This is a genomic window from Rhodothermales bacterium (genome assembly GCA_040221055.1).
Classification (GTDB): domain Bacteria; phylum Bacteroidota; class Rhodothermia; order Rhodothermales; family UBA10348; genus 1-14-0-65-60-17.
On sequence record JAVJVN010000004.1, the window covers coordinates 213,478 to 232,128 of the forward strand.

The window sequence follows — 18,651 nt, forward strand, 5'->3', positions numbered from 1 at the left end:
ATATCCGACGTGCCCCGACGAGATGCCAGAGCCCGCGAACGTGACTGTCCTGCTGCATGCCCTGCGCGACGGCGACCGCCAGGCGCTCGACCGGCTGTTTCCGCTCGTGTACCAGGAATTGCATGACCGGGCCCACCAGGAACGGAGGCGCCTGGGCGGGCACGCCACCATGAACACGACGGCGCTCGTCCACGAGGCCTACCTGAAACTGGCCAGGCAACCCGACGGGGACTACGCCAGCCGGGCGCACTTCTACGCGGTGGCCGCGAAGGCCATGCGCCACATCTTCCTCGACTATGCGAAGCGCCGGACCGCCGCCAAGCGCGGAGGCGCGAACGAGCCGGTTTCTTTGGATGATGCGCCCGACGTGGCTGCGGCCGACCCGAATGCCGCGCTGCCCGATTTCGGGCTCGAGGAAGCCCAGGAAGTACTCCGTTTGAACGGAGCGCTCGAACAACTGGACCCCCGGATGGCCCACGTCGTGGAGTGCCGCTTCTTCGGCGGCATGAGCGTAGAGGATACCGCCGCGGCGCTCGGCGTTTCGCCCGCCACCGTCAAGCGGGATTGGGTCGCGGCGCGACTGGCGCTCTGGAACCACCTTCGGGCGTCCGGCGCCGTGGGCGGAACAGCATGAAAACCCTGGAAGACTGGCTCCTTGAGGCCGTGGAACGTCCCGCATCGGAACAGGAGGCGTTCGTGCTTTCGGCCCCGAAAGACCTCCGGGATGATCTTCGGGCCGCCCTTTCGTCGTATATGGATGCGTCGGGTTATTTTGATACCCTGGCCCGGAAGCTTCACCTGCCCACCACCACCCCCATTCAGGTCAACGCCTTGCTCTCCTCACCCGAAATGCCGGCCGGCACGACCGTTGCCCACTACAGGATCCAGAGTCACATCGGCGATGGCGGGATGGGGGCCGTGTACAAGGCCGAGGATACGCGTCTGGGGCGCACCGTGGCCCTGAAATTCCTGGGCGGGGTCGATGCGCGCGCGCGGGACCGGTTCGTCCGCGAGGCGCAATCCGCATCGGCGCTCGACCATCCGAACATCTGCACCATTTTCGAGATCGGAGACGCTGACGGGCGCGCCTACATTGCCATGGCCTGCTACGAGGGCCAGACGTTGCGCGCCCTGATTGATCGGGGGCCCCTGGACGTGGACTCGGCCATGGATATTGCCCGGCAGGCCGCCTCCGGGCTCGCCGCCGCCCACACGAAAGGCATCGTGCACCGGGACATCAAACCGGAAAACCTGATGATCCTGCCCGATGGCCGGGTCATCATCCTGGATTTCGGGCTCGCCAAGGGCCAGACCGATGCCACGGTCACGCAGGAAGGCACGGTCATGGGGACGGCAGCCTACATGAGCCCCGAGCAGGCCACGGGCCGGGCGGTGGACTATCGTTCGGACATCTGGTCGTTGGGGGCGGTGCTCTACGAAATGCTGGCCGGCGACCGCCCCTTCCCGGGCGCGTACCCGCAAGCCGTCCTGTACGGCATCCTCAACGCCGACCCCGAACCGCTGTCCGGTCGCCGGGCCGGTCTGCCGCTCCAATTGGTGGACGTGGTGGATCGGATGCTGCAGAAGGAACCGGACCAGCGGTTTCCCCGCTTGCAGGACATGATGGATGCACTCCAGGCGGTGCGCTCCCGCGCCGCGGCCAAGTCCGAGGCCCGCGAGCGGGTAGCCGGGGCATCGGGCGGTTCAGATTCCGATCAGGGCGCCGCTGCAGGCGCCAGTGCGGCTTCCCCGGACACGGATCCCGACGTGCTGCATCTGTTGTGCGTGGACGATGAGCCCGAACTGGAACTGCTCATGCAGCAGCGCTTCCGCAAGAACATCCGTTCGGGAGCATGGAAATTCGTGTTCGCCCTGGACGGCCAGGATGCGCTCAACAAGCTCGAACAGCATCCCGAAACCGGCGTCATCCTGACCGACCTGAACATGCCCAGGATGGACGGCCTCACGCTGCTGTCCCGCCTGTCCGAGCTGGACAGACCACTCCGTACCATCGTCGTGTCGGCGTACGGCGACCTGGAAAAAATCCGGACCGCCATGAACCGGGGGGCATTCGACTTCGTGACCAAGCCCATCGACTTCACCGACCTCGAAACCACCGTCGACAAGGCCGCGGCGGACCTCGCAGCCTATCGCCGGGCCCTGCGCGGGCAGAACCAGGCCGTTTCCATCCAACAGGAAATGGACGTTGCCCGGCGCATCCAGGATGCGACCCTGCCGGTGTCCTTTCCGGACGGCGCCTTCGGTTTCTCGTCCGCGGCCGGCGAAATCAATTCCACGTTCTACGATGCCTTCGACATGCCGGGCGGACGCGTGGGGCTCGTTTCCGGCGAAGTGCAGGGTCGGAGTGTGACGTCCACGCTGCTGCTGGCCATGGGACAGACCTTCATCAAAGGCCTGCTCCAGCAAGGCGTCGAGCCCGCAACGGCCGTCGGCATGCTGAACAGCATGCTGTTCGCGGACGACCTGCCGAACGTGGCCTTGCATCTGCTGGTCGCGGTCGTCCACCGGGACGACGGCGCGATGACCATTGTGAACGCCGATCACCTGCCGCCCTTCCTGCTCTCGGCCGACGGGGACATCCAGGCGTTGGATACGGGAGCAGGCCCGGCCGTCTGGGCCGGAACGGACGCCGCGTGGAAGCCCACCACGGCCACGCTACCTGCCGGCAGTACCATCGTCCTGCCCTCCCGTGGATGCGTGCGGGCCATCGGGGAGAGCGGCCACCCGTTCTCGGTCGAACGGCTGGCCGCGACGCTCCGGGAAACCTCGGATTCGCGTCCCACGGCCGTCATCCGGAGCGTCCTGCGCGCGGTCGGCGACCACGTGGGAGACGCCCCCATGCGCGAAGATCTGACCCTCGTGGCTATGCAGCGGGAAGCGTGATCACGAATTCGGCGCCGCCCTGGGCCGAATCGCGGACGGTCATGGTGCCGCCGTGCCCCTTCGTGATGATGTCGTAGCTGAGGCTGAGCCCCAGCCCCGTACCTTCGCCCGTCGTCTTGGTCGTGAAGAACGGCTCGAAGATCCGGCTCCGGATATCGGCCGGAATACCCGGGCCATTGTCCGACACCGTGATTTCAACCTGGCCGCCCACGCGGCGCGTGCCCACGCGCACCCGTGCATCGGACTTTCCGGCTGCATTCAGGGCCTGGAACGCATTGTTCAGCAGGTTCACCAAGACGCGGCCCAGATCCTGGGGCTGCCCCTGGATGGTCCCCGCATCGTCTGCGAACTCCCGGTCGACTTCCAGTTGGAAGCCGTGATCCCGCGCACGCATCCCGTGCCACGCCAGGCCCACGTACTCCCCGACGAAGGTGTTGACGTCAATCGATTCCTTCTCGCCGGCACCGCCACGCGCATGCTGCATCATGGCCCGGACAATGCTGTCGGCACGTTTGCCGTGCTTGGCAATCTGCGACGTGTTCTGCAGAAGGTCGTCGATGATGCCCGAAACGGCCGCGGCGTCGCCCGAGGCGACGGCATCCCGCAGTTCCTCGGCAAGTTCGCTGCTCACCTCGGCAAAGTTGTTCACGAAGTTCAGCGGATTCTTGATTTCGTGGGCAATGCCCGCCGTCAGGGAGCCGAGTGAGGCCAGCTTTTCCTGCTCCACAAGCTGCGACTGGGTGGCCTTGAGCTCGGCGTGGGAGGCTTCCAGCGCTCGATGTTGCTTCTCGATTTCCCGGGCCTGCGCCAGATCCCGCTCCCGGGCTGCTTCGCGCTCGCGTAGCACGACGCGCCGACGCTGGACCCGGTCCACGGCGACGACCAGTCCGGCCAACAGGGCCAGATACAACAGGTAGGCCCACCACCTTGTGTACCACGGTGACAGGATGGTGATGTGGACGGATGCCCCCTCGGCGTTCCAGACCCCGTCGCTGTTGGCCGCAATCACACGGAAGGTGTAATCGCCGGGCTTCAGGTTCGTATACGATGCTTCATTCCGGCCTTCCGCGTCAATCCACTCCGTCTGTTCCGGCTCCAGCCGGTATCGGATGCGGTTCGCTTCCGGACGCTTGTAGTGGAGGGCCGCGAACTGGAAGGACGGCGCATCCTGGTCGTGCCGGAGCACGATGGATTCCGTATCCACGATGGATTTGGTGAGCGGTGATCCGGGGCCGGGGATGACTTTGGTGTTGAACAGCAGGAATTCGGTGATGGCCACGTCGGGCGCCACATTGTTCGTCCGGAGCTGCGTCGGGAAGAAGGCGTTGAAGCCCTGTACGCCTCCGAAGAACAGCTCATTGTTCTCTGTCCGCGCCAGCACACCCTCATTGAATTCAAGGGACTGCAGGCCGTACTCCATACCGAACCGGCGGAAGGTTTCCGTTGCGGGATCGAACCGATACAGACCCGAGTTCGTTGGCGCCCAAAGGGTTACATCGGCATCCCAGATCCCGGTGTAAACCGCCGGATCCATCAATCCGTCTTCGGCGCCGTAGTGGGTGAACTGCCCCGTGGAAACGTCCAGCTTGCTCATCCCCGCCCCGTAGGTATTGAAAAACACCGTGTTCGGGTCTTCAGGGTGGGGATGGATGCCGCTCACGGATCCGCCGCTCCAGGACGTCCTGTCGTTGGGAGCATAGGTGTAGTAGGTGGCTTGGTCCGCAGCGGGGTCGTATCGCAGTATCATGCTCTTCGCGCCGTCCTCGCTCAGCCCGAACCAAAGCACGCCGCTGCCATCCTCTGCCAGAAACCGGGGCAGGAACCGGTGGGGATCGGCCGGGGCATCCGCCCGGTCCCAGAAATCCACGGGGGTGATGCCGCCATCCGGAAAATAAATGAGATTGCCGAACATACTGGCCCAGAGCGTCCCCCGGCTGTCCAGCATGAGCCGCCAGATGACGTCATTGTCCACCGGAACGCCGCGCGGTTCTTCCGTGGACCAGAACTGGCTGCTACCCGTGCGCGGATCAATGCGGGCAATGCCTCCGCGGGTCCCCACGTAGTGGATGCCGTCTGCCGTTTCCTCCATGTCCCGGACATTATCGTTCGGGAGCATGCCATTCTCGACCGTATAGCGTGGCACAAGGCGCTGACGGCGTTCATCATAGACGAGAACACCGCCCATCCCCGGAATATTCGAGTTCCGTTGGCTTCCGAAATACACCTCACCGGACTGCCCTTTGAACAGCGGCGGTTGGCTTTCATTCTGGGTCCGCCAGAACTGGACGGTACCCGTATTGCGGTCAATCCGGTTCAGGTACCATCCGGGTTGTTGCGATTCCGAACCGAACGCGGCGACCCAGAGGATGCCATTCGATTCGGGATAGATGGCCCAGACCACCTCGCCCCGCATGGAGTTTGGATTGTCCGGCGTGGCCTCTCCCTTCACGAAGCCCATGGCCGTCGGGTCGAACCGGGTCACCCCGAAACCGCCCGTACTGGCCCACAGGATGCCGCTCCGGTCCGTGTACATGGTGCCGATGGCATTCGACAGGAGTTCACCGCCTCCGGGCCCCGAACCGGATCCCGAGCGATAGGTCTGATAGGCCCCCGTCTCGACATTCATCCGGACCACACCTTCTACCGTACCCACCCACATAATGCCGGGCGTGTTGGGATCGGAGACCGCCTGCACGGCCCGGTCCGCGTCGCTTTTCGTGACGTCATACTGTCTCCATGAGTCGTCTGCGGTGTCCAATCGGAAAATGCCTTCCCGCAACGAGCCGACCCAGAAGACGCCCGGCTCGTGGACATCCTCGACGGCTGACGTAGCTCCGCCGGGCACATTGAACAGGTTGGTCAGCGTACCGGCCTGCAAATCGAACCGGAAAACACCCTGCCCCCCTGTGATGATGAATGTGTCGCCCTCGCTCTCCTGTACGATGGAACTGGTCCAGCCAATGTCCCCACCGTTGCCGCTGTGGCTTCCCCAATGCGTCACATGCCCGGATTCCGGGTCGAGCTGCTGGAATCCGCTGAGCGCCGAGGACCAGATACGGCCTTCGGAATCGATGTCCAGGAATACGCTGCGGCTCGGATGCAGTTTGGTACTGTCCACCGCAGACGAGTAATAGTTCCTGGACTTGCCCGTATTCGGATCGAATCGGCCGATGGACCCGTCCTCGTAGCTCATCCACAGGTACCCCTCGCTGTCCTCTTTGATTTCCCAGATATACGTGTCGTGGACCGACGTGGAGTCGAACGGATCGGGCATGAAGCGCTCGACCCGCGTGCCATCGTAGCGGTTCAGACCGATTTCCGTGCCGAACCACATGAATCCTTTGCTGTCCTGGGCAATGGAATACACCGTGGACTGGCTGAGTCCGTCTTCCAGGGTCACATTCTCGAAACGGATGGGCAAATCGGTGGCCCCGGACGAGAAGGCTACTTCGTCGTTGGCTATCTGACGGGCCTCGGCCGGGATGGCGGTGACCAGAAGGAGAGCCAGGACGGTTAAACGCGAACGCATGGGGGTAGTGGGGTGGGTGGGGGTCATGGCAAGGTAAGGGTGAACACGGCGCCGCCGCCGGGTGCGTTGATGGCGGTCATGGTGCCACCGTGGCCCTTCGTCACGATGTCGTGACTCAGGCTGAGTCCGAGGCCGGTGCCTTCGCCGGTCGGCTTCGTCGTGAAGAAGGGCTCGAAGATCTTTTCGCGGACATCGGGCGGGATGCCGGGGCCGGAGTCGGCGACCGAGACGACGACGGCCCCGCTCTTCGTCCGCTCCGTGGTGACGCGCACGACGGGTTTTGGCGCCGCGCCGTCCATCCCCACCGCGTAGAAGGCGTTATTGAGCAGGTTGAGCACCACCCGCCCAAGATCCTGGGGCTGAACGGTGAACGTTCCGGCCTGCGGATCCAGGTCCCGGACGACGTCGCATTCGAACATGTGGTCCTTGGCGCGCATGCCGTGCCACGCGAGGTCAATGTATTCAGCCACGAAGGCGTTCACGTCGACGGCCGTGCGCTCGGCCGTGCCGCCCCGGGCGTGCTGCATCATGCTGCGCACAATGGCGTCGGCGCGGCCGCCGTGCTTGGCAATCTGCTCGGCGTTTGAGCGAAGATCGGCCATGATGGCCCTTGCCTCGTCCGCGCCCTCCGGGCCGGCGTCCAGGGCTTCGGCCAGTTCGTCGACCAATTCCCGGCTGACATCCGCAAAGTTGTTCACGAAGTTCAGCGGATTCTTGATTTCGTGGGCAATGCCGGCGGTCAGCGAGCCGAGCGAGGCCAGTTTTTCCGACTGGATGAGCTGCTCCTGGGTGGCCCGCAATTGCTTGAGGTCGGACTCGGCCTGCTGCAGGTCCTCGAACCGTCGGTAGGCGAAGTCAAAGGCCTTGGCAAACCGCAGCAGCACCGCTTTCGCTTCCTCGCTCGGATCGGTCTCGCCGAACAGCAGGAAGCCGATTTCCCCGTGGGTGGTTCGGGCCTGGACAAAGGTGAAGCCGCCGCTGTGCCGGACGTCCTCCTCCGTGACCGCCTCGGGGTCGATCCTCTGGAAATCCCCGTCCTCGATCATGTGGCGCAGGTACTGGACCGCGGCCTCGGGATCGAACTTGAAGACTCCCAGGGGCTCCTGGCCCCGCTCCCATTCCATGAGCGCAGGTACGGCCGAAAAATCCCGCGGCAGGTCCATGATGAACTCGATTTTCTTGCCGCCGACACCGGTCAGGGCCTTTTCATAGCCTTTTTCCGTCCATTTGGCGTGCCAGAACATTTCGCACGGGAAGCCGAGCCCATGGTATTCCTCGTACATGGTCAGCACCACGTCCAGCAGTTCTTCAGCGGACTGCATGGCGACGGCCCGGGAACGCACTCGTTCCAGGGCATTGTCCACTTTCAGCGCGGACAGGGCGGCCTCGAGGGCCGTGTTGGCTTCCTCCACGGCTTCCCGCTTGGCCTCCAGTTCGGCGACCGATTCGTCGAGGAAGATGGCCGTCGTGCGTTTGATTTTCTCGAGCCGCTGGAGTCGGAACTCCAGCATTTCGATTTCATCGCGCAGCGCACGGATGGTCTGTTCAGGGTCCTCGCGTTCGCTCATTTCTCCTTCAGCACGACACAAACGGATGTGATATTGTTGAGCTCATTCCGTCCACCTTGCACACGCGAAATCTCTCCCAGGGAGAAGAACCCGGCCATCGGCGCGTTCCACATCTCCCTGACGGTGTTGATTTCGCGCTTCAGGAGGGGGCCCATCGACAGACGCCTTCCGGCACAAGAGAAGTACACGATGGCATCCGCCTCAGGAGCCCGGTCCTCTTTCATGGATCGACACCCGTCGATAACAGCATCGACGACATCGTCTTCCGGAGGCAACGAGAACCTGATTTTTGAACCCTGTGGAACCCGTCCGTTGCACATCACCGAGCTGGATTCGAGATCATACACCAGCGACGGACGCATGACGGCCGCCCCTTCATTGCGAATGAGCTGGGGCGGGAGCGACATGGCGAACTCATCGATCCAGACTTCAGAGGTCAGTTCCTCGCGAGAGCATACTCCGGAGTACTTGAGCATCAAGTCCAGTGCCGGTTCACCGTCGATTTCATGTACCCACATGCCATCACTCTTGGTGACGGTCTTCACGGGCCCAACGGGTTTCCATCCGCACGTGGCCACGCCGTTGACGGCAATCCTGTCTCCGTCAATGACCAACATGACCAGGCCGCGATCCATATCGACGTCGGTCGTAAACACAGCCGTCTCCGTCGTATCCGAACTCATGGCTGCCATGGCACCGAATATATGGGCCTCCGGGCCCATGACGGACTCGACTCCGGCAATCACATCTTCGGCGATGGTTTGCATGTGGCTCGTACCCACCATGAAGACGGGATTGTCCACCCATTCCGCGGCTTTCCGGGCCATTTTGGCCGCGGTTTCCGCTTCCGATTCCGGCGTCAGCGATTCATGAATGACTCGGAAAGTCTCCGGAGCCATGTCGGACAGCAGCACAGCGACCGAGTCCTGCTGGAATCCGCCGTCGACGAATTCTCCGTACGTCGTGGCGCCGAATACCTGGATGTCGTGTGACGCGAAAAGTCGTCGAAGAAGACTGCGGTCCCAGTTGTTCGCCACGAATACAAATGCAAGGGTCGGCGCGAAACCATCGGAGAGCGCACCTTTCAATGCCGATTTGGCGGATTCCAATGAGTCTGCCTGGAACGATTTTGCCTTCATCCTTCGACCTCCTTGAGCAACACGCAACAGGACGTGAGTGCATTGTATTCCAGTTTTCCACCCGTGACACGCGCCATTTCACCGCTGGACAGCAGGCCCACCATCGGGACGCCGAACAGTTTGCCGGCTTCCCGGATTTCGCGGTTCATGGCGGGTCCGAGCGAGTTGTATCGTCCCCAGCAGGAGAAGTACACCACCGCATCCACATCCCCGGTGTCGTCCTTTATCCGCTTGAAGTCCTCAAGCACGGTATCGATGACCTCGCCGTCCGGCTCGATGGAGAAGCGCACCTTGGCACCTTCTTCCATGGTTCCGGGGCACATGATGGCCCGTGTTTCCTTGTCATACAGGAGCGCAGGCCGCATGATGGGATCCCCGTGCGGCCTCTGCAGCTGCAGAGGCAACGTGTTGACTTCCAATTCCCAGTTCACCGGATCGTCCAGGTCCAGGTCTTCCTGGCCGATGTATTTCAGCAGGGCATCCAGGGCCGGGACCCCGTCGATTTCATACACCCACTGGCCCTCGCTGCGGGTTATCGTGCGCGGCGCCCCAACCGCCTTCCAGCCGCACGCGGCCCGGCTGGTCATCTGGATACGATCCCCGTCAATGACGAGGGTCAGGATCCCCCGGGAGCTTTCGGCATCGGCCGTGTACACGTACGAGGGGTCATTGACGGATGGCATGCCGGCTCCGGCACCGGCCAGTTCGGCGTCGTCGCCCAGCACGTCCTCGAAGGTCTCCAGAATGGCTTCTCCGCGTGTTCTCAGATCTGAAATCAACGCCATGATGACGGGATTGCGGTAGCGTGCCAGCGCCTCCGTGGCTACGGACCGGGTAACGTCCTCCTCGTCACCCCCTTCCAGGGGTTCCAGACGCAGGTAGAAGCACTCCTGCGGCACATCGAGCAGGAGGATGGCAATGGACCCGGTCTCAATGCCATGGCGGGTGAATTCACCCCAGGAACTGGCTCCGAACACGGCGACACCGTGATCCTGTAAATACCGTCCGATGGTACGGATTTCGTCGGGCAACGAAGAGAACACGATGGCGAGGGTCGGTCGGAAATCGTCCCCGACGTTCGCCTCTAACCAGGATTTGAATCCTTCGACGTCTTTTGCCTGGAAATCTTTGGCCTTCATGGAGTAACCGGAAGCGCGATGGTGAAAAGGGCTCCGCCGGAGGCGCTGGTCCCTACGGTCATGGACCCACCATGACCTTTCGTCACAATATCGTAACTGAGACTGAGACCGAGACCGGTGCCTTCGCCCGTTGGCTTCGTCGTAAAGAACGGCTCGAAGATTTTCTGCCGGATGTCTTCCGGGATGCCGGGGCCATTGTCGGCGACGGTAATCACAATCCGGTCATCCTCGCGCGACGTCGCGACGCGTACCCGGGCATCCGGGGCGCCGCCCTCCATCTGCGTGGCGTAGAAGGCATTGTTCAGCAGGTTGAGCAGCACGCGGCCCATGTCCTGCGTCTGCAGCACGGCCGAGCCGGCATCGGGGCTCAGCGCGCGCTCCACCTCGCAGTCGAACGTGTGGTCCTTGGCGCGCATGCCATGCCAGGCCAGGTCGATGTATTCCGCCACGAAGGCGTTCACGTCGACGGTTTCCCGCTCGGCCGTCCCGCCCCGGGCGTGCTGCATCATGGCCTGCACAATGCTGTCGGCGCGCTTGCCGTGCTTGGCGATTTGCTCGGCGTTGGCCTTCAGTTCACCGACAATGCTCTGTGCTTCGGCCGCGTTGCCGCTGGCAATGGCTTCCGACAGTTCGTCGGCCAGTTCGCCTCCCACCTCCGCAAAGTTGTTGACGAAGTTAAGCGGATTCTTGATTTCGTGGGCGATGCCGGCCGTCAAGGAGCCCAAAGAGGCCAGTTTTTCCTGCTCGATGAGCTGCGCCTGGGAGGCCTTCAGCTCTGCAGTTCTGGCCTCCACCTGCCGCTCGAGTTGCTCCTTCTGTCCCTCGATTAGCTGCTGCTTTTCCTGGATGAGTCGGTTGTTTTCTTCCAACCGAGACCTGGACTGCTGAATGGATATTGAGAACCGTACCGCAAAGTAGTAGATGACGGCGGAGGGAAAGGATATGAAGACAGCCAGGAAGAGGAGATCATTCCAAAACGTAAACTCCAGAATTCGTAGCAGGCCTAGAACGGCTGCTGAAATGGAAATTACGAATCCCGCGCACAGCACCCATGCCCCTTGTTTCCGCTGAAACGCTGCCCGAACCAGCAGGACTATAGCAAGGAGGAGCACCAACAGCACCAAAACAAGAGTCGGGACTGAAGTCCACGTACCAGTGAAGATGTTGTTGACCAGTACCAGGATGCCCGATACGACGGCCATCCGGTGGAACGCGTTCTTCCAGCGCACGGCATAAGCTTCGATAATGGCTACGGCCATCGCGATGAAACTGCCTACGAACATTGGACCCAGCAACGTGGCCGAAACAAGGGTTCCAATGAATCCCACGCTTTCCTTGGACAAGAATGTGAAGACAACGAGCAGGCTTCCAAGGAGCAAAGGTTGAAGGCTGAGGAAGAACAGTTCCCTGCCTGCTGAACTGCGCACCTGGATGACGAGTCCAAAAACGCCAATGGCGAGCAATGCAGCGCCGAGGAGGCTGATGCTCCAATGCAATGGGGCGTGACCGGCGTTTTTTCTGGCAACCCAACTCGCCTCCGACCGAAGGCCTGCGGTAAAACCCGGTGCAATCACTCCTTGTACGATAGACTGCTTGTACAACACACGTAACCAGTCGGCCACGGCATGATTGGAGTATCGCACTGCCAACACATGCGTCCCTGGCAGCATCTCGATGGGAATGGCTTGATCGCGATTGTCACGCCACACCTCTTCGGAGCGATTTGCTCCCCACGTCCCCTGGGAGGACACCAAGTTGCCGTCCAGATAGAATTCTGCTGCTCCACTCACGTACGCTTCAAGGACCCACTCCGTCGTTTGTAAAGAATCGACCACGAACGTCGTTCTGAACCACCCCATTCCAGGCCACTCGTCGTACAGGGGATCACGAGTAGAAATCTGCGACTGAGTTAGTTCGGTCCACGAGGTATCGTCATAATCGGGGCTCGACCAGGCAAGGGAATCGCCCATTCGAACCTTCCATGTGAATTGATACAGTCCCAAAGCCCCTGACGAGTCAAAGCCCTCTTGAGATACGCGATTCTGTTGCGCATGAACCGGAATCGTCAGCGTTGCCGACAGGGCGATAATCGTCAACAACACTCCGGATATGTGACGTGGCAATCTCATGCTGGTATCGTGATGGTGAACAGTGCACCGCGGTGAACGCTCTCGCCGACGGTCATGGTGCCACCATGGCCTTTGGTCACGATGTCGTAGCTAAGGCTCAGACCCAAACCAGTGCCTTCACCCGTGGCCTTGGTCGTGAAGAAGGGCTCGAAGATTTTCTGGCGGATGTCCTCGGGGATGCCCGGGCCGTTGTCGGAGACGGTGATGGTCAGGCCGTTTTCGGTTCGCCGGGAGGCCACCTTGACCAATCCGTCGTCCTGCTCTTTGACAGCATCGAAAGCATTGTTTAGCAGGTTCAAGACGACACGGCCCAATTCCTGAGGCATGACCTTCAGTTCGCCCGCCTCCGGGTCAAAGTCACGCTCAACATCGGCGCTGAAGCCGTGGTCGCGCGCGCGGCGGCCATGCCACGCGAGGTTTGCGTACTCCTCGAGGAAGTCATTGACCGCAACGGTCTCCATGTCCGATGCCCCGCCGCGCGCGTGCTGCATCATGGAGCGGACGATGGAGTCTGCGCGCTTGCCGTGCTTGGCAATTTGCTCTGCATTGTCGCGGAGATCCTCAAGGATCATGGCCGCCTCTTCTGAATTGCCACTGGCCACAGCCTCGGCCAGCTCTTCCATGAGCTCTGTGCTCACCTCGGCAAAGTTGTTGACAAAGTTGAGCGGATTCTTGATTTCATGGGCAATACCCGCCGTGAGCGAACCGAGTGATGCCAGCTTCTCCTGCTCGACCAACTGCTTCTGGGTGGCCTGAAGGTCAGTCAGAGCTTTTTCGGTTCGGGCCTTTTCCGCCAAAAGAGCCTGATAGTCCTCTTGGGCCTTCGTCAGATCGTGATAGCGCTGGTAAGCCAGGCCGAATACGCGCGCAAAGCGCTCATGCAGCTGAATTTCGTCCGCCATGATCTCGTGACGCGTAAACGTGTACAGCCATCCGTCCTGAAACGGGAATGTGGCAAAACACTCCATGGCCTCTTGGCCACGCTGCATCCGCTCTTTCCAGTCCGGCAGCGGCATCGTGTCAAACACGGCGTGGTAGTAGTCGAGCAGCTCTTTGCCTTCCAGGACAGATATCTGGTGGGGTTCCTGCTCTCGCCAGCCATCGTAGGCCCGGCGAATCACAGGATGGACATTGACAGACTCACCGCCCAGCACCAGCATGGTCGAACCTGACTCATCCTTGGTGGCAGCATGGAACTCATAGCGCTCTCCCTCACCGGCTATCGAAACACCAGAGCGAAGGGACTCGATTCCGAGTGCTTCCATCTCATCGAATAGACGGGTGGACACGTCGCTGATATCCTCGGGCTTCTGCATGGCCATGGCCTGGGCGCGCACACGCTCGAGCGCCGCCTCAATCTGCGATTCGCGCGCCTGGGCTTCGGCTTCCTCCAAGTCGATGAATCGACGAAAGGCCAGGTCGAAGACAGCTGCAAAACGAAGCAATGTGTCGGTTGCTTCCTCGCTTGGGTCTGTCTCGCCCCAAAGATTGTAGCCCAACTCACCATGGGTGGTGCGGGCCTGGATGAAGGTCCATCCGCCCTTTTCCCGAAGCAACTCCTCCGTCAGTACACCGGGTACTATCTCGAGGAATTTGCCCTTTTCAATCATGTGGTTCAGATACTCGATCGAGGCCTCGGTGCCGAACTTGAAGATGCCCAGCTTCTCCGTGCTGCGCTCCCACGCCGCGAGTTCTGGAATCATGGAAAAGTCCCGAGGCAGTTCCATGATGGCCGTCACCTGTGATCCGTCCATGTCGGTGACGGCTTTCTCGTAATGCGTCTCCAGGTAGCGGGAGTTCCAGAAGGCGCCGCAGGGAAAGCCGAGCCCCGAAAACTCCTTGTGGATGTGCTGCATCACCTTGAGCAGCTCATCCGAACTACGCATGGCTGTGGCTACGGCACGGACCCGCTCCAGAGCAGCCTCAATTTGGGATTCGCGTTGGGCCTGTTCCGCCTCTCGAAGATCCTTGAAACGGCGATAGGCAAGATTCAGCACCTGTGCCGTTCTCCTGAGGAGATCCACCGATTCGGGTTCGGGGGGCTGGTACGTCACCATACCCATGGACCCACCCTGGAAATCAGAGAACGTCCAATAGGCAAGCATCTGACTGAAGTTACCGCCAGCCATTTTCAGGATGGCGTCATGCTGTGCGGGCGCCCTCTCTGACAGCATATGCATGAACTCGGCAGCCCGGATTCCCTCGTTGACAAGCGTATAGTCGGATTGCGATGACTCGTAAAGGGCGATGCACTCCTCAAGAATGGGCACGCCTTTTTTGGGCATCGAAGCGGATCCGATCATCAGCTCTCCACCATCAGGATTCCGCATGGCCCCCCAGGACTCGAATTCATCTTCGTCGAGGTCGTAGAGATGAACCATGCCGACTTCAAGATCTTTTTGACCCAGCGCGGCCATCTGATGCCGCATCTCGGTTACCACATCGGAGAGTTCTGAGGAGGTCCGCATGGCCATGGCCCGGCCGCGGATGCGCTCGAGTGCTGCTTCGATCAAGGCTGCTTGTGCTTGCGCCTCGGCCCGCTCCAGATCCTGATGCCTCCGATACGCGTGGTCGAAAGCCTGAGCCATCCGGGGAAGAATCGAGAGAATTTCCTCGGGGGGCTTGATCTTGAAATCAATGCAGAGTCGTACGGAGTCCGAAGGGCAAACGGCAACCCAGATCTCGGAAATCTGATTCTGGTCAATGGCCTCCTGGTATTCCTCGGTGTAGTCGGGATCATACTTCAGAGCCTCCTTCATCAGAAGCGCTATGGCTTCGGCATCTTCATGGAATACGGTGGACTCCTTCGCTCCCAGGAAGTCATGCACCATGACCTTCGGATCAAGATCGTCTGGATTAAAAATCCAATCGAAGGAATAGTCGGGGGACTCTGGCCCCAGTCGCGCCATCTCCGTTACCCGATGCTTCCCCTCGGGCGTTCGCGTATAGACCGTGCAGGCCATCACATCGGAAAGACCCAGCTGTACGAGCTGCTCCCGAAGGACATCGGCTACATCCACGATCTCGCCCGAGGTCTGCATGCCTGAGGCCCGCGCCCTCACTTTCTCGACGGCCAGGTTTATCTCGGCTTCGCGAGCAATGTGCTGAGCCTTTCGCAGTTCGTCTACGCGGCGTAGGGCCTCATCCAGCACGTCGGCCAAACGACGCTGAATAGACTCCACTTCACTCGGGGGATCATCTCCCCAAGCCATCGCAATCCATCCATCGTGAATTGGAGTCGATGTATACCACAACTCCAGAACCTTGGCCGACTCGACCAACGGCCGTGTTGTCTTCGCATATTGGGGGAAATGGTACTCCAAGCTCTTGATGTTAGCCAGAAGCTCCTCCCGATGGATATGACTCTTTGAAAAGGACTCTGTTTGCTGCAGAGCGCGCTCAACGGTCGGGTGCGGAGGATCCGGACGCTTGGGAAAGAACTGCCCGAACTCTTCCAGCGAGTCAGGCACGTTATCAGCGTCCAGAATGACCCAGAACCTGAGTTGGTCTTCATCGTGATGCTGGGATATGGATAATTCCTGCACAGCCCCTCCCCACAGCCGATCCACCTCCATTTTGAGCTGTTTCATGACCAGCGTCAAGTCGTCGGGCGACTGCATGCCCGTAGCTCGGGCCCGCACCTTTTCGACGGCCAGGTTGATCTCGGCCTCGCGGGCCAGTTGCTGAGCGTGCCGCAGCTCTTCGACTCGCTGCTGCGCTTCTGTCAGGACGGCAGCAATCCGGGGCTGCGCCGAAGCCACTTCTTCCGGCGGTTCCGTAACCCAGCTCAGATACATCCGACCTACCTGTACGGCGCAAACCGTAACCCATCCGTCTTGCATGCCACCATCAAGTGCCGCCTTCAACAGGTCGGCCTCCGGTGGATTGTAGTGCGCCAGTGATCTGTGAATCTGCCACATGGCATCAAGGTCGAAGAACAGATTCGCATATCCTTCCTCTAAAGCCCAGACCCTTTCGACCATGGGATGAAGGGGATCAGGTTTTTTGGGATACAGCAGTCCGAATTGGGCGAAGTCTTCGGGGACCTCTGCTGCATCAAAGATGGACCAGAACCGGAGCGTCTCGCTATCGGCCTCCTGCACCAGTCCTACTTCCACTATGCTCCCACCGTACAGCGAATTTGCCTCAACTTTGATCTGCTTGACGACTTCGATCAAATCCGATGGGTCTTTCATCTCTCCCGTCACGCGGCGGATGCGCTCAAGCGCGGCATCGATTTCCAAATCCCGGTTTGCCTTGGCCAACTCTTGCGTGCGGGCGTCCACTTCCTGCTGGAGCCTACGGGCGCGGGCCTCCAGTTCATCTATCGGAAAGGGAACCCCGTCCATCTGCGCATCCCACGGCACGGAGGCGTGCACTTGTGCAAGAAGCCAGATTTCGCTCTTGAAAACCCACGTGAATGTCATGCGGGCTTCCATACCGCTGCTTTCCGCCGATTCTGGATTGGCAACGGTGAACTCGCTCATGGCCACGGCGTGCGTGACATCGATCACATCCACGTACACGCTGTTGACGGTGTACGAAACACCTTGTGGCAGCTCCTCCCATTCGGTTTCCAGAAATTCTTGAAACTCCCTCTTGGAATAGACTCTCTCGTAGGCGCCCGTTCCAAAACCACAAAAATCATCTGTAATGAGTCCATACAGCTCTTCCAAAGCCCCATCGAAACGGGAGAATTGGAGCAGATGAAAACGTCGCACGCGTTCTTCAATCGTCTCCTTGGTGCGGGCTATATCCTTGTCCGGGAGGGGCATGGGTTCGGGATGGATGAGTTCTCTCCCCAACAATACGACATTTACCCGCTCGACAGCTCAAACGCGCCGCGCCCGGTCCGTTACCAGGTACACCACGGCCGCCAGCAGCGAGCCGCCCATAGCAACCATTCCCCACAGGTTTCCCGGGCCGCCGAGCGCCCAGCCGGCCAGCGGCATGGCCAACCACATGACGCACACCAGCACAAAGAGACCGAGGAGCGGCGGCGATTCCGGGGGGCGGCGCCACGCCACCCAGGCCGCCGCCGCGGCCGTCACAATCCCGAACGCCATCAGTGCCGCCGCGCCCATCCAGGGACCGTACAGCGATACGCCAGACAGCACCCCGGCCAGCGCCGCAATGATCATCCATTCCCGTTCATTCCGTGCGGGTCCCATGGTGTTCCTCCGGGCCAGTGCCCGTCTCTGTTCAGTTTGGCTCTGTTTGCTTTGAAAAGGCGGCGTCGAAGGCCACGTCCGACGGCGGAAAATCCACCGCTCCGACGAATGCACACGCCTCTTCGGCCCCGTGCTCACGGTCCATCCCGATGTCCTCCCACTCCACCGAAAGCGGCCCGACGTATCCAATCCGATTGAGCGCCCGGATGATCTCCTCGAAGTCCACGCTCCCGCGTCCCGGCGAACGGAATTCCCAGTGCCGACGCGCATCCCCGAAATCCGTATGGCCCCCGAACACCCCGGCCTCGGTTCCGTGCGTGGCCCACCAGACATCCTTCACGTGGACATGGAAGATGCGCTCCGCGAATGCCGAAATGAAGCCGACGTAGTCGACGCCCTGGTACGCCAGGTGGCTCGGATCGTAATTGAATCCGAACGCCTTGTGACCTCCAATCGCTTCCACCGCCCGGGCGGCCGATGCGGTGTCGAAGGCAATCTCCGTGGGATGCACCTCGAGCGCGAAGCGAACACCCTCCTCGCGGAAGACGTCCAGGATGGGGGTCCAGCGCGTGGCAAAATCCGCGAAACCGGCGTCGATCATGTCCTGCGATACGGGCGGGAAGGAGTACAGCAGATGCCAGATGGACGATCCGGTGAACCCGTTCACCACATCCACGCCCAGTTTTGCCGCGGCGCGGGCGGTGTCCTTCATTTCGTGGGCGGCCCGCGCCTGGACCCCCGTGGCCTCGCCGTCGCCCCATACGCGGGCCGGCAGTATGGCCTTGTGCCGTTCGTCAATCCGGTCGCACACGGCCTGCCCCACCAGATGGTTGCTGATGGCGTGCACCTCGAGGCCATACTGTGCCAACCGTCGGCGCACGCCCGCACAGTAATCCGTTTCGGACAGCGCCCGCTGGACGTCGAAATGATCGCCCCAACAGGCCAGTTCAAGGCCGTCGTATCCCCAATCGGCGGCTTTGCGCGCGAGAGTATCGAGGGGCAGGTCGGCCCACTGGCCGGTGAACAGGGTTATCGGTCTGGACATGGATTCAGGTGGGTTTCAGGCTGGATA

The 18,651-nt window shown here is 61.1% G+C and carries 10 protein-coding genes; 2 read left to right on the forward strand and 8 right to left on the reverse strand.

Translation table 11 applies throughout. The features are described 5' to 3' along the window. Positions 1-40 precede the first annotated feature (40 nt). Together RIE53_01515 and RIE53_01520 are read left to right on the forward strand one after the other, a co-directional pair. Positions 41-634, forward strand: coding sequence for an ECF-type sigma factor (locus tag RIE53_01515; GenBank protein ID MEQ9103354.1), 594 nt, complete (start codon positions 41-43; stop codon positions 632-634). Beyond that, complete coding sequence (locus tag RIE53_01520) at positions 631-2,904, forward strand: protein kinase (GenBank protein MEQ9103355.1); 2,274 nt, start codon at positions 631-633, stop codon at positions 2,902-2,904. Before RIE53_01515 ends, RIE53_01520 begins: the two co-directional genes overlap by 4 nt. Here the strand turns inward: RIE53_01520 and RIE53_01525 are convergent. Genes RIE53_01525 through RIE53_01560 form a run of 8 tightly spaced genes read right to left on the reverse strand, consistent with a single transcriptional unit; the run spans position 2,885 to position 18,624 of the window. Further along, a complete protein-coding gene (locus RIE53_01525) occupies positions 2,885-6,460 on the reverse strand; it encodes an ATP-binding protein (protein ID MEQ9103356.1) in 3,576 nt (1,191 codons plus the stop codon). The genes RIE53_01520 and RIE53_01525 overlap by 20 nt on opposite strands. Then, entirely contained in the window at positions 6,457-8,001 is a 1,545-nt protein-coding gene (locus RIE53_01530; protein ID MEQ9103357.1) for an ATP-binding protein, read from the reverse strand. The genes RIE53_01525 and RIE53_01530 overlap by 4 nt, the downstream gene beginning before the upstream one ends. After that, positions 7,998-9,140: an FIST N-terminal domain-containing protein gene (locus RIE53_01535; GenBank protein MEQ9103358.1), complete on the reverse strand. Its 1,143-nt coding sequence runs from the start codon at positions 9,138-9,140 to the stop codon at positions 7,998-8,000. Before RIE53_01535 ends, RIE53_01530 begins: the two co-directional genes overlap by 4 nt. Beyond that, positions 9,137-10,279, reverse strand: coding sequence for an FIST N-terminal domain-containing protein (locus RIE53_01540; GenBank protein MEQ9103359.1), 1,143 nt, complete (start codon positions 10,277-10,279; stop codon positions 9,137-9,139). Before RIE53_01540 ends, RIE53_01535 begins: the two co-directional genes overlap by 4 nt. Beyond that, the gene (locus RIE53_01545) at positions 10,276-12,408 is read right to left on the reverse strand and encodes an ATP-binding protein (GenBank protein MEQ9103360.1); all 2,133 of its coding nucleotides are present in this window, start codon (positions 12,406-12,408) and stop codon (positions 10,276-10,278) included. Before RIE53_01545 ends, RIE53_01540 begins: the two co-directional genes overlap by 4 nt. Further along, positions 12,405-17,183 (reverse strand): ATP-binding protein, encoded by a 4,779-nt coding sequence (locus tag RIE53_01550; GenBank protein MEQ9103361.1) that lies wholly within the window; start codon positions 17,181-17,183, stop codon positions 12,405-12,407. The genes RIE53_01545 and RIE53_01550 overlap by 4 nt, the downstream gene beginning before the upstream one ends. Positions 17,184-17,240: 57 nt before the next feature. Further along, positions 17,241-17,579, reverse strand: coding sequence for a hypothetical protein (locus RIE53_01555; protein ID MEQ9103362.1), 339 nt, complete (start codon positions 17,577-17,579; stop codon positions 17,241-17,243). Between the two features lie 31 nt (positions 17,580-17,610). After that, positions 17,611-18,624: a sugar phosphate isomerase/epimerase gene (locus tag RIE53_01560; GenBank protein ID MEQ9103363.1), complete on the reverse strand. Its 1,014-nt coding sequence runs from the start codon at positions 18,622-18,624 to the stop codon at positions 17,611-17,613. Positions 18,625-18,651: the final 27 nt, after the last annotated feature.

Excerpts from the sequence above, each read along its gene's own strand:
- RIE53_01520 (MEQ9103355.1), top strand. The coding sequence starts at position 631 with ATGAAAACCCTGGAAGACTGGCTCCTTGAGGCCGTGGAACGTCCCGCA.
- RIE53_01530 (MEQ9103357.1), bottom strand. The coding sequence starts at position 8,001 with ATGAGCGAACGCGAGGACCCTGAACAGACCATCCGTGCGCTGCGCGAT.
- RIE53_01525 (MEQ9103356.1), bottom strand. The coding sequence starts at position 6,460 with ATGACCCCCACCCACCCCACTACCCCCATGCGTTCGCGTTTAACCGTC.
- RIE53_01540 (MEQ9103359.1), bottom strand. The coding sequence starts at position 10,279 with ATGAAGGCCAAAGATTTCCAGGCAAAAGACGTCGAAGGATTCAAATCC.
- RIE53_01550 (MEQ9103361.1), bottom strand. The coding sequence starts at position 17,183 with ATGCCCCTCCCGGACAAGGATATAGCCCGCACCAAGGAGACGATTGAA.
- RIE53_01555 (MEQ9103362.1), bottom strand. The coding sequence starts at position 17,579 with ATGGGACCCGCACGGAATGAACGGGAATGGATGATCATTGCGGCGCTG.
- RIE53_01545 (MEQ9103360.1), bottom strand. The coding sequence starts at position 12,408 with ATGAGATTGCCACGTCACATATCCGGAGTGTTGTTGACGATTATCGCC.
- RIE53_01560 (MEQ9103363.1), bottom strand. The coding sequence starts at position 18,624 with ATGTCCAGACCGATAACCCTGTTCACCGGCCAGTGGGCCGACCTGCCC.
- RIE53_01535 (MEQ9103358.1), bottom strand. The coding sequence starts at position 9,140 with ATGAAGGCAAAATCGTTCCAGGCAGACTCATTGGAATCCGCCAAATCG.